The 14,584-nt window shown below is 41.2% G+C and carries 10 protein-coding genes; 1 reads left to right on the forward strand and 9 read right to left on the reverse strand.

From position 1 onward, the window contains the following. Positions 1 to 5: 5 nt before the first annotated feature. The 3 genes from hisD to CZ434_RS03640 are packed head-to-tail and all read right to left on the reverse strand — an operon-like array spanning position 6 to position 3,036. Positions 6 to 1,298, reverse strand: coding sequence for a histidinol dehydrogenase (gene hisD, locus CZ434_RS03630; RefSeq protein WP_077621848.1), 1,293 nt, complete (start codon positions 1,296 to 1,298; stop codon positions 6 to 8). Next, positions 1,295 to 1,915 carry an ATP phosphoribosyltransferase gene (hisG, locus tag CZ434_RS03635; RefSeq protein WP_077621849.1) on the reverse strand — a complete coding sequence of 207 codons (621 nt, stop codon included), beginning with the start codon at positions 1,913 to 1,915 and terminating at the stop codon, positions 1,295 to 1,297. Before hisG ends, hisD begins: the two co-directional genes overlap by 4 nt. After that, on the reverse strand, positions 1,912 to 3,036 hold the full coding sequence (locus CZ434_RS03640) for an ATP phosphoribosyltransferase regulatory subunit (RefSeq protein ID WP_077621850.1): 1,125 nt from the start codon (positions 3,034 to 3,036) through the stop codon (positions 1,912 to 1,914). The genes hisG and CZ434_RS03640 overlap by 4 nt, the downstream gene beginning before the upstream one ends. Positions 3,037 to 3,244: 208 nt before the next feature. On the opposite strand from CZ434_RS03640, the gene hisJ reads away from it, so the two are divergent. After that, complete coding sequence (hisJ, locus tag CZ434_RS03645; RefSeq protein WP_077621851.1) at positions 3,245 to 4,069, forward strand: histidinol-phosphatase HisJ; 825 nt, start codon at positions 3,245 to 3,247, stop codon at positions 4,067 to 4,069. A 49-nt stretch (positions 4,070 to 4,118) separates the two neighbouring features. Here hisJ and CZ434_RS03650 read toward each other — a convergent pair whose 3' ends face one another. From CZ434_RS03650 to parE, 6 genes are all read right to left on the reverse strand, one after another. Beyond that, the gene (locus CZ434_RS03650) at positions 4,119 to 4,310 is read right to left on the reverse strand and encodes a DUF4025 domain-containing protein (protein ID WP_077621852.1); all 192 of its coding nucleotides are present in this window, start codon (positions 4,308 to 4,310) and stop codon (positions 4,119 to 4,121) included. A gap of 120 nt (positions 4,311 to 4,430) precedes the next feature. Then, positions 4,431 to 8,072: a dynamin family protein gene (locus CZ434_RS03655; RefSeq protein ID WP_077621853.1), complete on the reverse strand. Its 3,642-nt coding sequence runs from the start codon at positions 8,070 to 8,072 to the stop codon at positions 4,431 to 4,433. 80 nt (positions 8,073 to 8,152) lie between these two features. After that, on the reverse strand, positions 8,153 to 9,199 hold the full coding sequence (locus CZ434_RS03660; RefSeq protein ID WP_077621854.1) for a C45 family autoproteolytic acyltransferase/hydrolase: 1,047 nt from the start codon (positions 9,197 to 9,199) through the stop codon (positions 8,153 to 8,155). A 141-nt stretch (positions 9,200 to 9,340) separates the two neighbouring features. After that, positions 9,341 to 9,805 (reverse strand): flavin reductase family protein, encoded by a 465-nt coding sequence (locus tag CZ434_RS03665; protein ID WP_077621855.1) that lies wholly within the window; start codon positions 9,803 to 9,805, stop codon positions 9,341 to 9,343. 216 nt (positions 9,806 to 10,021) lie between these two features. Continuing rightward, complete coding sequence (gene parC, locus CZ434_RS03670) at positions 10,022 to 12,478, reverse strand: DNA topoisomerase IV subunit A (RefSeq protein WP_077621856.1); 2,457 nt, start codon at positions 12,476 to 12,478, stop codon at positions 10,022 to 10,024. A 15-nt stretch (positions 12,479 to 12,493) separates the two neighbouring features. Further along, positions 12,494 to 14,467: a DNA topoisomerase IV subunit B gene (parE, locus tag CZ434_RS03675; RefSeq protein WP_077621857.1), complete on the reverse strand. Its 1,974-nt coding sequence runs from the start codon at positions 14,465 to 14,467 to the stop codon at positions 12,494 to 12,496. Positions 14,468 to 14,584: the final 117 nt, after the last annotated feature.

Genomic DNA, 14,584 nt, shown 5'->3' on the forward strand with positions numbered 1-14,584 from the left:
ACCTCTTATCTATTTTGATAGTTTTTGATTCTTTGTTTGACAGCTCTTCCATGTCCCTCGAGTTTTTCGACTGCTGCAATATTGACAACATGGCCGGCCGCTTCTTCCAGTGCTTGTTCGGAGTAATACAAAAAAGTCGTTTTCTTGATGAAATCATCAACAGACAATCCGGAAGAGAATCTTGCCGTCCCGGAAGTCGGCAAAACATGGTTGGGGCCTGCGTAATAATCTCCAAGTGCTTCGGGTGTATAATTACCGAGAAAGACAGAGCCGGCATTTTTAACCTTGGATAGCTGCTGAAGGGGATTATCCAATTGTATCTCCAAATGCTCCGGGGCCAGTTGGTTAACTAGGTGGAATGCCTCATCGATATTTTCCGTGAATACTATGGCTCCCATCTTCTTGAGGGATGCCTCGGCTATATTACGCCTCGGCAAATCCGAACACTGCCTAGCGACCTCTTCGTTCGCTTTTTCTGCTAGTTGTTTGGAAGTTGTAAACAAAAAAGCCCTGGCTTGAACATCATGTTCTGCTTGTGCGATTAAATCTGCTGCTACAAAAGCCGGGTCGGCACTTTCATCTGCCAAAATGGCCACTTCAGAAGGACCGGCTATCATATCTATCCCAACATCTCCGAATACTAAAGACTTAGCTGCAGCTACATACGCATTACCGGGACCGACAATTTTGTCTACATCCGGAATTGTTTCCGTGCCATAAGCTAATGCCGCAATCGCCTGTATGCCTCCGATTTTAAAGATCCTGTCAACACCGGCGATATCTGCAGCAACAGAAAAAACAGGTGATATATGCTCGCTCTCCCTGGCCGGGGTGACCATGATCACTTCCTCCACACCTGCCAGGACAGCTGGTATAGCATTCATCAAAACAGTGGAAGGATAACTTGCCGTCCCTCCTGGAACATAAATTCCGGTCCGTTCTAACGGTCTGTATAACTGGCCGGAAACGACCTCATCCGTCATATCCATGAACCGGGAATTCTGTAACTGTTTGCTGTGGAATTTCCGGATATTTTCGGCAGCAGCCTGCAAGGATTCTATAACTTGCTGCGGAACCTCCTGCCATGCTTTATCCCGTTCTTCTCGTGTCACTTCCCAATTTTTCGGTATATACCCATCGAATTTCTCCACATACTTTCGCAAACTTTTGTCTCCATTTTGACGGATATCATCAATCACTTCTTGCGCGGTTTGTAAAACATCTCGACTCAATTGGGTCCCATTTTTCTTTGACAAGAATGTCTCTTTGAACCGGCTTGGACTGTAAAAAGGAATCATTTAACGACCAATCCTTTCTGAAAAGCGTCTATGACAGGGGCCAACAGCTCTCTTTTCACTTTTAGCGATGCTCTGTTGGCAATGCACCTTGCACTATATTGATGGAATTCTTCTTTGACGATCAAACCATTCTCCTTCAAAGTCGTTCCTGTCTCCACGATATCAACAATGCCGTCAGCCAGCCCCAATATGGGGGCTAGCTCTACGGAACCTTCCAATTTAACGATATCGACAGATTCACCTTTCAACCGGAAATATTCTTTCGTGATGTTGGGATATTTGCTGGCTATTTTCCGCTTCCTCTCAGGCCACTGTTTCCCTTGCTCGGTGGCCAGTGCCATCCTGCACTTTCCGAACGGCAAAGGCAGCAAATTAAAGACATCCGGCTGGAACTCGGTGAGTACATCTTCGCCTACGATACCAAGGTCGGCGATTCCATGTTCCACATACGTAGTAACATCAACGCCTTTTGCAAAGACAAACTGAAAGTCTTCCGTATCTACCCTTAGCTTTCTTCCTTTATTGATTAATGGCTCTACATTATAATTCAATGCTTGGAAAAACTCCAAAAATTGTTTTTCCAAACGGCCCTTTGTCAATGCAATGCATGGTTTCATTCTTCCACCACCTTGTATTCATTGTTGTTTTTTATAACTTTTACGATTTTATGGTATTTATCAGTGGACGGTACTTCATAGAGGATATCCACTATGTCCTCTTGATAAGAATTCCTGAGCTTTTCTGCATAGGCGTGTGTTTCTTCATCTGCCACGATACAAATCTTGCTTTCTTGTTCGAAGTATGGCAGCTGCTCAGACAGTACGTCCACATCAAAAGCAAGTCCGACAGCTGAAATCCGCTTTTCAAATTGTTCATACAATTTATCGTATCTTCCCCCAGAAAAGCAGATAGCCCCGTTAACTTTTAAGTAACCTCTAAACATGGTCCCACAATAGTAAGGCAAATTTTTAACTCTGCCTAAATCTACCAATACTCCTTCAATGCCTGAATCCTCCAGCAAACCGACCAAACGTTTGATATGATCAAGGATAGATAGTAAACGATCGTTATCTTTCCACACACCCTCATACTTCTCGATTACTTCCTTCGAACCATATGCATCGATCAAAGCAGTCAACTCTTCTGCCGATTCTTCGGTTCCATGCTTTGCTGCCAAGTCGTAAACGACATCCCGCTGCTTATCGTGCATTGCTTGACGCAGCTGCTCAGACTGTTGACTTGTTAACTGTAAAGGATTTGTCAGTTCCTCGAATATTCCCGTATGTCCCAATTCAATCAAGTAGTCCGAAATGTTGAGGTCTGAGAGGTATTGGACGGCTGTCAACAGACATTCGCTTTCACCAAGGAATTTGGGGCAATGTACGATTTCAATGCCTGCCTGCCTGCTTTCCATGCCTGTTTTATCGCTGCGGAACACAGAACCTTGATAACACCATTTAAGCTGGGACCTTGTTTGATTGACAAGTGCCCTGGCGATGGCTGTCGTCCAGTCAGGACGGAGCACTTCTATTTCTCCCTCTCCGTTGAACCATTTCAACATATTTTGAAGTTTCATACCTGCATATTCGTTCGTAAATGTCCCGGCATACTCTACTACTGGAGTAGAGATGGATTTATAGTTTCTTTTCCATGTCAGCGTTCGGAATTTCTCAAATGCATGGAATCGATTATGTATTTGCTGCCCTGTTTCATCCTGACTTCCTGCTGGTAAAAACATTGCGAGTCACTCACTTCCCTGTAGTTGTAATCTGTCATTTTATCTTTAACACTCTACCACTCTACTACGGTAAAGTAACGTCTTGTTTCAGATTTTACACAAATTACATTTAGTCGTCAACACACTTGCTTTTAAATTTGTAAATATTTAAACTATTAATACGAGTTTACTACTTAACTGCCTAAATAAAAAGGAAAGGCGGAGAATTATGAACCATTCAGGAGACTTTCATGTACATACTAACTTTTGTCCCCATGGAACCGAGGACCTCATGGAGGAATATATAGAAAAAGCAATAAAAAAAGGGTTGAATTGCCTGTCTTTCACAGAGCATGCACCGCTCCCGGAATCTTTCCAGGACCCGGCACCCGGGAATGACAGCAGTATGACTTTTGAAGTATTCGAAGCATATCTTAAAAAAGGATATCAGTTGAAAGAACAATACAAAAAGGAAATCAACATCAATATCGGTCTCGAAGTGGACTATATCGAGGGCCATGAACGGGAAACTACCCGCTTTCTGAATGATTACGGAGCTGTAATCGAAGATGCCATTCTCTCTGTGCACATGCTGAAAACGCCTGATGACAATTATGTATGCCTGGACTACAGCGCGGATGAGTTCGGTAAGATCTCTTCGATATTCGGTTCTGTGGATGCCGTATATGAAAAATACTATCAAACATTAAAACAGGCGATAGCTTCAGATCTCGGAAAAAATAAACCTACCAGGATGGGGCATGTTACGCTTATCGAAAAATTTTCCCGCAAGTACCCGCCTGTTCAAAGTTACAATCACGAAATAACTATCATTCTCGATATGATAAAATCAAGAAACTATCAGCTTGACGTCAACAGTGCAGGTCTTTTCAAAGAGCATTGCCAAGCAAGCTATCCCCCATTAGATTGGATAAACAAAGCATCCAACTTGGGTATTCCGCTGGTTCCTGGTTCTGACAGCCATAAATCAGACCATTTGACCAGGGGCTTCGATTCACTTCCTTATTTAGAGTATTCATGTCCACAACGTTAGCTTGTTTCATAGAAAAGCACCCGCCATTTCCGGCAGGTGCTTTATTCCATTACTTATCTTCTTTATTATCGTCTTCACGGTCGATAGTTCCATCCATTAACGTATCTTCTACATTTTTATGGGTGTCATCGATACCTTTTTCCACTTCTGATTGGTTCTTTTTGTCTTTCGACTCATCATAGTTTTGCTCAGATAAGTTTTTGCTTTGTTCTTTGTCTACTTTTTTATTTTCTTCTGCCATTCTTTGCCTCCTCGAACCGTTTTAACATTCATCTAAGCTGGATAAATAAAATGTATTACCAACGTATATAGTTTATATTGACAATTTCCCGTCCTGTTAAACTTCCTTTTATCCCCAAATTCAGAGGACTTCTTTTAACACATTTTCCAAACTTGTTTTAGCAGAACGCATTTGTTCCATATCGATCGATTCGGTGAGGGTGTGCAATATACCTTCGTAGTATTCATCAATGGTTGCGATTGCTGAAGTTTTTATTTCCTCAGACGATCTTAGCCAGTGATGTCCATAATGATTCTGGAAACTTTGCTTATGTGCTTCCAAATCTTTATCCATCCATGGTGATAGAATCTCGTATATTCTTTCTTTCATGATTTCTTTCTCATTCTTCTCGAAAAAAGATTTTTGCCCTCTGTAATAGCGGTAAATGCCATGGAAATCCACTAGTTCGGACATCTGCGGTCCGGCATGAATTTCTGGAATAGGAATGTCCAGACTATCAGGTTCCGGCATGATCAAGTCGGCTTGAAGTGACAGGCATCCCTCACTTATCTCTTTGTTTAATTCATTTACTTTATCATCCAGGAAAAAGCCTATTCTCAATGCCACTGCACGGAGTTCCTGGCTTAACTCCATTCCGATATCTTGGATTAGTTTTTTCAGTGCGACCGTTATTTGCTGTTTTGCCTCTTGGCCGCTTCCTCCAACAGTAGCTGGATTAAAATGCTCCTTAAAACGATCATTAAATTGGATTCCCATCCGCTCTTTGACATAGAAAAGCTGCTTTTCGATTTTTTCCATTATCTCTTGCTCATAGCCAGCTGTTTCTATTTCAAGCGTCATATTTTGAGCAGCCTGTTGCTCTGTTTCTAGATGATCCTTTTTTTCCTTTTTTCGTTCTTTGTCCATTGCAGCCGATTCTATATAACTTGCCAACAGATGATTCAACCTGGTCATTGTCTTGATGGAAGAATGTATCATTATGTCAGTGAGGTCTTTATTGATAAAATCATAGAATGAAGCTTCAAAAGCAAACAGGCCTGATTTATCATCTTTCCGTCCAGCCAGCTTTTCTTCCATCCCTACAAGACTGGAAACAGGGAACAATTTTGGCGATCTAATACCAAATGACAAAAGTTGCTCTGAAACATAATCGGAAACCAACTTCACTTCTTCATCATTCTTGGCTAAATCAGCTGCATTAATAAGGAAGAACATCTTATCCAAGCTGAAGGCATCTTTCACACGTCCAAGTTGTATGAGAAAATCTCGGTCAGCCTTTGAGAAAGCATGGTTATAATACGTAACAAACAAGATGGCATCGGCTTGCTTGATATATTCAAATGAAACGTCAGTATGTCGGGAATTTATGGAATCAGCGCCTGGCGTGTCGACCAAGGTTATTCCTTGACGTGTGAGCGGACAATCATAATATAGTTCCATCCACTCCACATAACAAGCAATACTTTCATTAGCGGCATAATCGGAAAACTCATGGAAATCAATAAGTATTTCCTGCCCCATAAGAGGTTCGGCATGCGTGAATCCATCCACAACTGCATGCAGATAATTCCTGTGTTTATTTGCGACGACCTGATTATTTTTTAAAAAGTCTTCTTTTAGCCATGAGACGATTTCTGACAAGGATTCTGAAGCTATTGCACGTTCCGTTATCAAACCGATGTCATGCAATAAATCGTCCTCTTTTTTCATTTGGACTTTGACAGTGCCGTGCTCATGTTCCACTGTAGGAGGGCTGATCTTATTGATAGATGCAGTTGTCGGATTTGGAGAGACCGGCAGTACCTCCGCCCCCATCAAAGCGTTTGCAAAAGATGACTTGCCGGCACTGAAAGCTCCAAACAATGCAACAGTAAAGTGGGTGTCTGACAACCTGTTTCTCTTACTCTTCAGCTCTTCCTTGATTGTTTTCAACCCGGATATGCCATCGGTTATTTTAAGGGAATCTGTAATCATCTCTATCGTATGGTCAATCGATAACCCATTGCGATGTTTATCTTGTACTTCCTTTACCTTCCCGATATCCGTTTCATCCTCCTGCGGCCTGTCAGCCAATTCGAATTCTTCTGAAGAAATGAATCGTAGTTCTTCCTCTCTTTTTTTCAGGGCTCCGCCTGGATCATTATCTAATTTTTTCATTGTATCGGTACTATGAATCAATATGGAAAGTTCATTCTTTTCTTCCTGAAGATACAGGTCTAACTGCTGGATTTGTTCTTTCTTCTCCCTTGTTTGTTCAAGCTCTGCAAATTTTGATTTAATTTCTTCCAATTTATGGTTGATATTTTCTTCTAAATGAACGAGTAATTCATTTAAAACATTTAAGGCTTCTTGTTTATAAACCTTCTTAATATGGTTTGATAGATCTTCGGTGTAAACAAGCAAATACTGTCCTGTCATCCCAGCACCTGGTTTAACAAGTGATATTAGTTCTTCCGGAAGTATTTCCACTTTCAAATCATGGATTAAATTTAGTAAGGAAGGATCATTCAGAGAATGATTTTTAGCAAATTCCAATAACTTATCCCTAAGTTTCCATTGTATATTCACTTCGATCGTTTTCATCAAACTACTATGAAACATTTTTAGCCTGGAAGTTCTTTCTTCTTCAATTTTTTTCTTAGTCGAAAAAAAACCCGGCTTGAACTTGTCTTGTCTAGATTCCAAAAACAAGCGGGCTGATTCCCGTAATTCAGACGGCATCAAATAAGCATTTTTCAAAGTATAGTCAATACTGTTGACTGCTTCAGATTCTGCAGCCGTTAAAAAGTTTTCCAACCGTTCTATTTCCGCCTTGGCTTCATCCCATGTATCTTCATTGTAGCTATCTGTGTCAGTCTCAGTCATTGTTGAAGTTATCTCTTGTTTTTCTAGCAGTAGTTGATCGGAAAAGGCATCTAAATATTCATTCAATACAACTTCTGCAGAATTTCCGACAGTTTGATTGACGAAGAGTTGCTTTTCATTCATCAATCGGGATATATCCTTTTGCAGATCAGTAAACTGATTATATAGATGATCAGGCTGAAATAAAGAAGTGAAATAAACATTATTGGGCGTTATGTCCCAGTCGCGAAACACTTGGAAAGTTGCCTCTTGAAAAGAAGTGAAGCTCAATTCTTTCTCATTGTGCTTGTCAATCTGGTTTATCACAATATTAAGATGCTTACCTTGTCGGCACATCTCCCTAAGAAAAGCCAAGTTCACTTCTGATTGGACATGATTATAATCCATTACATAATAAAGTATATCTACTAAATGTAAAGCTGACTCTGTCACCACTCTGTCTGCATCTTTGGAGGAATCGATTCCTGGCGTGTCCATGATCGATACGTTATCTGGCAGGAAGTTTGTCGGCTTATCAATTTCCACCTTGATAATAGCATCGCCATCTTTACAATATGACTTGATTTTGTCCAAGTCGTAGGGCTCGGTATATTGAACCGGAGCTCCTTTTTTAAAGAATATACGTGCGTGTCCAGGTCCGGAACTGATTTTCACCACATTCGCACTTGTAGGAATCGGACTCTCTGGAAGAAGTGTTTCCCCCATTAATTTATTGATCATCGTGGACTTTCCGGCTGAAAAATGGCCGGCAAAACTGATATTCAATTGTTCGTTGTTCCTTTTTTCCCATAAATCCAATATTTTTCCCGCATATATATCCGCGTCTCTTTGCTTTAAGTAATCATAAACCACTGCTAATGTTTTCAATTGGAACTTATCTGTTATAACAGTACTCATATCAAGGCAGAATCCCCTTTTGTTAAGCTGTCTGAATTATTATTATACTTTCTTTGCCGTTTAAGCGCTACCCGGATTCGTCAACTTCGATCCATAAACGGCATTGCCTCTTCTGTGTTTAAATATCCCCGCAATTTTTTGATTCTCGAATCCTTGCCTTTAAGCCACTCTTTGAATGAAAAGATGAACGGTTCCCTGTCACCGCCCACAGCATACCAAACCGACAAATCTTTCGGGATATAGGCAGTCGTATGGAGAGTTCCGGCCCAGTTCGTATATTTTTCGGAAAAAATACCACGGTCTCGGTCATTGAAGAATCGAAATGCTTCATAGCAGCTGCTCAGTTTCGAAATATTTTCTTCCAAAAGTTTTTTCCTTCTGAATGAATCACCCAAATGGTGACGGTTCTCATGTCGAAGTATATCAAAATGATTCGTACTAATTGGTCCTTCTCTGATTTCCACAGCACGAGGTGTACCCTCGACGACGTGAGAGTTCCCGCCTTTGTCATAAAGAACATAATTGAACGAATGGCGGTGAGGAATTTCTTTTATCAACTCGATAGCTTCTTCATTGGTTTTACAATTTTCCAAAATCATCCTTGAAATCATGTTACAAATAAATCCATCGCCGGGATTTCTTCTGTTTACAAAATTATAACCTATTACAAGTCCTTCCTCATTCATTCCATCAGTTCTGCCGGTTATCCTTTGGGTCGGCCCTATCGTGGCATAAGCCCGCTTCGGCTGAAAAATGACAAATCGCCCTTCATAAGTCTTGGGGTGGTAATCATAATTTCGCACATAATAATCTTTACCAGTAAGAATAGAGCAGCCCGACTTTATCCATTCTTGTTGGTATCCACTATAATTTTTGACCACTTGTTCTATGGGCACTTTCAGCCCGTCAGCTATTCCTTCTAATTCTTCCCAAATCAAGGGTGACAACGACCGTATAAGTTGTTTTGCCTCTAATTGATTTACTATATATCTTGGCCTTCTCCGAGGCTTATTCCATTTCAAGTGATTTTCATACAAGATAGTACCCTTCAATTCTTGTCCTTGTCGGTAGCCAAACTCGTAATGTGTCCCCCTGAATTCTAAAAAACGTGATGCTATTTGTTTCATATCGATGCCCTCTATCTATTGATTCTCTTTCAAAATAAAAAACAGAAAGTTTATTTCTGTTTTAGCATACCCTGGTATTTATAGATCAAAAACAACAAGGGAAGGCAGTGCCTCCCCTCTAGGATGAAATAAACCTTTTATTCAAGTTTGTTCAAGATTACGATATTTTCCACCATAATATACGATTGGCTCGCCATCATTCAACTGAACATCTTTTACTTCCGCAATAAAAATCATGTGGTCTCCAGCTTTAGCGGTTTCATGGATTTCACAAGCCAATTTCACCAATGATCCTTGGACTACAGGCACCCCGTTCAGCCTTTCAAAAAGGATCTCCCTGTCTTTTTCCTTTTGTTTCGCATAAACCATCGATACATCCTGTTGATTATCCGAGAGCACACTTACTCCAAAGCCATTGATTTCCTGCAGCTCCCGATACATGGATGCTTTCTCATCAATCGAAACAGCGATTAATTTAGGATCGAGCGAAACAGACATGAATGCATTGACCGTCATACCGTGTATCTGGTCTTTATACTCTGCGGAAACGATTGTGATCCCTGTTGCAAACTTCCCCATGGCATCCCGAAACATACGATTATCCATATAAATTAACCCCTTTTATCTATTACATTCGTAAACAACCATAGCATTTTTTGTAATTGTTTGAAATTATATTGCTTGTTTTCTTCTCGAACTTTTATTAATCCGAATACTGTTCATAAAATTGTGTGTTTTGTCTCTTAATACTCATAATAAAATTATGGTAAACTAATTTTCATAATACAGGGCCTTGCTATGACTGCAAGGCCCTGTATTACTCTAAATATCTTGTTCAGTATCTTCAAACGGTCTTTGATAAGAAGCTTCACGCCAAACGTCAATTATTTCTCCCTGTTCTTCTGTATCAATAACATAGGAACCATTACTGTATCTGTCACTTTTGGTAAGTCCTGAAGGCTCAATCGATTGGACTACACCTGAATCCGTTTTAAACCATAACGTTTCCTTTTCGGTTATAGTAGTAAAACCTGCAACTCTGTGCGGCTTCCTCTTTAATTCCCGCAACATGACCAATCCCCGCTTAGCACGGGAAGACTTTTCGAATTCAGACAATCTCATCCGCTTACATGCCCCCCTATGCGTAAGAAGGACCAAATCAGGGTTAGACGTATCCTCAAAAGCATGGCCGCTGACAACAGTTTCATCATCTTTCAATTGGATCCCTTTTACACCAGCTGCACGTTGCCCGACCGGTGATACCTCTGTTTCGTGGAACCATAAACCGTATCCTTTGTTGGAAGTAATAAAAAGATCAGACTCTCCGGAGGTTAAATATACATTCCTGACCAAGTCATCTCCTTTCAGGTTAATGGCGACCAATGCTTTCGAATAACGCTGAGCCTCGTAGAGTTTAAGCTCGCTTCTTTTTACCATCCCGTTTTTTGTGAAAAAGACTAAGTATTTTTCCTCTGTAAACTCTCTTATCGGAATTGCTTCAATGACCTTTTCCTCTCTGTCAATTGACACAAGATTGGAGACATGTTGACCAATATCTTTCCATCTGATATCAGGCAATTCATGGACAGGCAGGAACAGATATCTTCCTTTGTTGGTAAACAGAAGAATTTTATCAGTAGTATTAATCTCCTCTAAGGCAATGAGATAGTCTTCATCTTTAATGGCTAGGTCTTCACCGTTGGATGCAGCATAAGAGCGAAGACTTGTCCTTTTTATATACCCATCTTTCGTGACAGAGACCAAGACGTCCTCGCTTGCCACCATCACTTCAAGATTTATTTTCAACTCTTCTATTTCTTTTTCGATGATAGTCTTTCGAGAATCTGCATATTTCTTTCTCAGTTGCTTAAGATCATCTTTGATCACTTTAAACAGCTTTTTCTCATTATTCAAGATTTCTTCAAGCTTGTTTATCTTTTTGTTCAACTCGTCTGCTTCTTTTTCCAATGATGTAATATCTGTATTGGTCAAGCGATAGAGTTGTAAATTAACGATAGCTTCAGCCTGTTCTTCTGTAAAACCGTAGAATTCCTTAATCCGCGCTTTGGCATCCTGTTTGTCTTTTGAGGCTCTTATCGTTGTAATCAGTTCATCGAGAATGGAAATGGCTTTGATAAGACCCTCCACTATATGGGATCGCTCTTTGGCTTTTCGTAAATCAAACTGTGATTGCTTTGTAACAACCTCTTTTTGATGGGAAATATAAGAGTCCAATATAGAATTTAAGTTCATCAATTGCGGGGTTTTATCCTGAATTGCGACCATATTGAAATGATAAGTGATCTGGAGATCTGTATTTTTGTACAAGTAATTCAGGATTCCGTCGCTGTCTGAATCCTTTTTCAACTCGATGACGACCCGCAAACCGGTTCGATCGGTTTCGTCCCTAACTTCAGTGATCCCTTCTACTTTCCTGTCTATCCGGAGCTCGTCCATCCGCTTCACTAGATTTGCCTTATTCACTTCAAAAGGAATTTCATCAATGACAATCTGCTGCTTGTTTCCCCTTAGTTGTTCTACCTGTGCCCTTCCGCGAACGACAACTTTTCCTTTGCCAGTTTCATAAGCCTTTTTGAGGCCGTCAACACCTTGAATAATCCCGCCCGTAGGGAAATCGGGCCCTTTGATTACTTCCATTAGCTCATCGACTGTCACCGACGGATTATCGATTTTCATTATAACTGCATCCACAACTTCCTGTAGGTTATGTGGAGGAATCTCGGTTGCATAACCCGCAGAAATACCGGTCGAACCATTTACGAGTAAATTAGGGAATTTGGCCGGAAGAACGACCGGTTCGTCTATCGTATCATCGAAATTCGGTACGAATTCGACCGTCTCTTTTTCGATGTCCCGAATTAATTCGGAAGCAATGCTTGACAGCCTCGCTTCCGTATAACGCATGGCAGCCGGTGGATCTCCGTCCACGCTTCCATTATTCCCATGCATTTCCACCAGGATATTCCTTACTTTCCACTCCTGGCTAAGACGGACCATTGCTTCATAAACCGAAGAATCACCATGGGGATGATAGTTTCCGATAACCGTACCAACGGTTTTTGCTGATTTCCTGAACGGTTTGTCATGCGTATTCCGCTCTTCGTGCATAGCATAGAGAATTCTTCTTTGTACAGGTTTCAAGCCATCACGTGCATCCGGTAATGCCCGATCCTGAATAATATATTTACTATATCTGCCAAATCTGTCGCCGATAACTTCTTCCAGCGGCAGATCTAAATATTTTTCAACTTGAGACAAAAAAGTTCCCCCCCTTTAGGTGTGAATGTTTTCATTTTCCAGTATGTTTGTCTCTTCTTCCAAGCCGAACTCCACATGGGATTCAATCCATTTACGGCGAGGTTCCACTTTATCTCCCATAAGGGTAGTCACTCTTCGTTCTGCTCTTGCCAGATCGTCGATAGTCACACGGATTAATGTACGGCTTTCGGGATTCATGGTAGTTTCCCATAATTGATCCGCATTCATCTCCCCTAAACCTTTATATCTTTGGAGGATATAACCGTTTTTCAATTCTTTAATCGCTGCCTTCATTTCTTCGTCGTTCCAGGCATAACGAATTGTTTCTTTTTTGCCTTTCCCTTTGGATATTTTGTATAGCGGGGGTAGGGCAATATAGATTTTCCCCGCTTCTATCAGCGGCCGCATGTAGCGGTAGAAAAAAGTCAACAGCAATACTTGAATATGCGCTCCATCTGTGTCAGCGTCCGTCATGATCACTACCTTGTCGTACTGGGCGTCTTCAAGATTGAAGTCTCCTCCGACACCGGCCCCGATCGTATGGATGATCGTGGATATTTCCTCATTTTTAAATACATCGGCTAATTTAGCTTTCTCCGTATTGATTACTTTGCCACGTAAAGGGAGGATAGCCTGGAATTTTCTGTCCCTGCCCTGTTTTGCAGAACCACCTGCAGAATCGCCCTCTACGAGATAAAGCTCATTCTTGGCAGCATTTTTTGATTGTGCGGGAGTCAACTTTCCACTGAGCAAGGTATCTTTCCGTTTCTTTTTCTTGCCTGTTCTCGCTTCCTCTCTGGCTTTTCTGGCTGCCTCCCGTGCTTCTTTAGCTCGTACTGCTTTTTTTACCAGCATGCTGGAAATGTCGGGATTTTCTTCGAGAAAATACGATAACTTCTCAGACACCACTGCATCGACGGCTGACCGTGCCTCCGACGTTCCGAGCTTACCTTTCGTCTGCCCTTCGAATTGAAGTTTTTCTTCAGGAATTCGTACGGAGACGATGGCAGTGAAACCTTCCCTGATATCGTTCCCCTCCAGGTTTTTATCCTTTTCTTTTAATATATTCGTTTTCCTAGCATATTCATTAAAGACCCTGGTTATAGCAGTCCTTGCACCCGATTCATGGGTTCCACCGTCTTTTGTCCTTACATTGTTGACGAAAGACAACATACTTTCAGCATACCCATCATTAAATTGAAAAGCAAAATCAATTTCAATCTCCTGCTGTTCTCCTTCGAAAGATACTACAGGATGGAGGGTATCCTTTTCTTCGTTTAGATAAGCGACAAATGATTCCAACCCATCCGGATACTGATAGGACTCTTCCTTTCCATCCCGTTGGTCGGACAGCTCAATTTTCAATCCTTTCAGTAGAAAAGCCGCCTCTCTCAGCCGTTCAGACAGCATTTCAAACTGGTAATTGGTCGATGTGAAAATGGTTGGATCAGGTTTGAAATGAATAGTGGTACCGGTTTTTCTCGTTGTTCCCTTGTTCTCAAGGGATGTTACCGGTGTACCGCCATTTTCAAAGCGTTGGTAATAGACATGGCCATCCCTGTAAATGGTCACTTCCAGCCATTCCGACAATGCATTTACTACGGAAGCACCGACGCCATGTAGTCCCCCGCTCGTTTTATAACCACCCTGTCCAAATTTACCACCTGCGTGCAATACAGTGAAAATAACTTCTGGTGTGGGCTTACCTGTTTTGTGCATTCCAGTCGGCATGCCGCGACCTTTATCTTCGACTGAAATACTGTTGTCTTTATGTATGACAACTCTGATGAGCTCTCCATAACCAGCAAGCACCTCATCCACCGAATTATCGACTATTTCATAAACAAGGTGGTGAAGTCCTCGGGAATCCGTACTTCCAATATACATTCCTGGGCGTTTTCTTACTGCTTCCAGTCCTTCTAAGACTTGGATAGAGTCATCTGAGTATTGTGTTGTTTGTTTAACCAATCGAACACCGGCTCCTTTCATATTCTCCATATATATTAGAACAAATGTTTGCTTCTGTAAAGAATCGGGGAAAATGCTGCTTTCCTTATTTTAGCGGTTTTCTTGAGAATCGCAAACTCTAATTTTGGTTAAGGGCTG

The organism is Sediminibacillus massiliensis, from assembly GCF_900156915.1.
GTDB lineage: Bacteria > Bacillota > Bacilli > Bacillales > Amphibacillaceae > Sediminibacillus_A > Sediminibacillus_A massiliensis.

What these genes read in the sequence shown, in the direction of transcription:
- parE (WP_077621857.1), bottom strand. Translation starts at nt 14,467, where the DNA reads ATGAAAGGAGCCGGTGTTCGATTGGTTAAACAAACAACACAATACTCA.
- CZ434_RS03650 (WP_077621852.1), bottom strand. Translation starts at nt 4,310, where the DNA reads ATGGCAGAAGAAAATAAAAAAGTAGACAAAGAACAAAGCAAAAACTTA.
- CZ434_RS03640 (WP_077621850.1), bottom strand. Translation starts at nt 3,036, where the DNA reads ATGTTTTTACCAGCAGGAAGTCAGGATGAAACAGGGCAGCAAATACAT.
- hisG (WP_077621849.1), bottom strand. Translation starts at nt 1,915, where the DNA reads ATGAAACCATGCATTGCATTGACAAAGGGCCGTTTGGAAAAACAATTT.
- CZ434_RS03665 (WP_077621855.1), bottom strand. Translation starts at nt 9,805, where the DNA reads ATGGATAATCGTATGTTTCGGGATGCCATGGGGAAGTTTGCAACAGGG.
- CZ434_RS03655 (WP_077621853.1), bottom strand. Translation starts at nt 8,072, where the DNA reads ATGAGTACTGTTATAACAGATAAGTTCCAATTGAAAACATTAGCAGTG.
- hisD (WP_077621848.1), bottom strand. Translation starts at nt 1,298, where the DNA reads ATGATTCCTTTTTACAGTCCAAGCCGGTTCAAAGAGACATTCTTGTCA.
- CZ434_RS03660 (WP_077621854.1), bottom strand. Translation starts at nt 9,199, where the DNA reads ATGAAACAAATAGCATCACGTTTTTTAGAATTCAGGGGGACACATTAC.
- hisJ (WP_077621851.1), top strand. Translation starts at nt 3,245, where the DNA reads ATGAACCATTCAGGAGACTTTCATGTACATACTAACTTTTGTCCCCAT.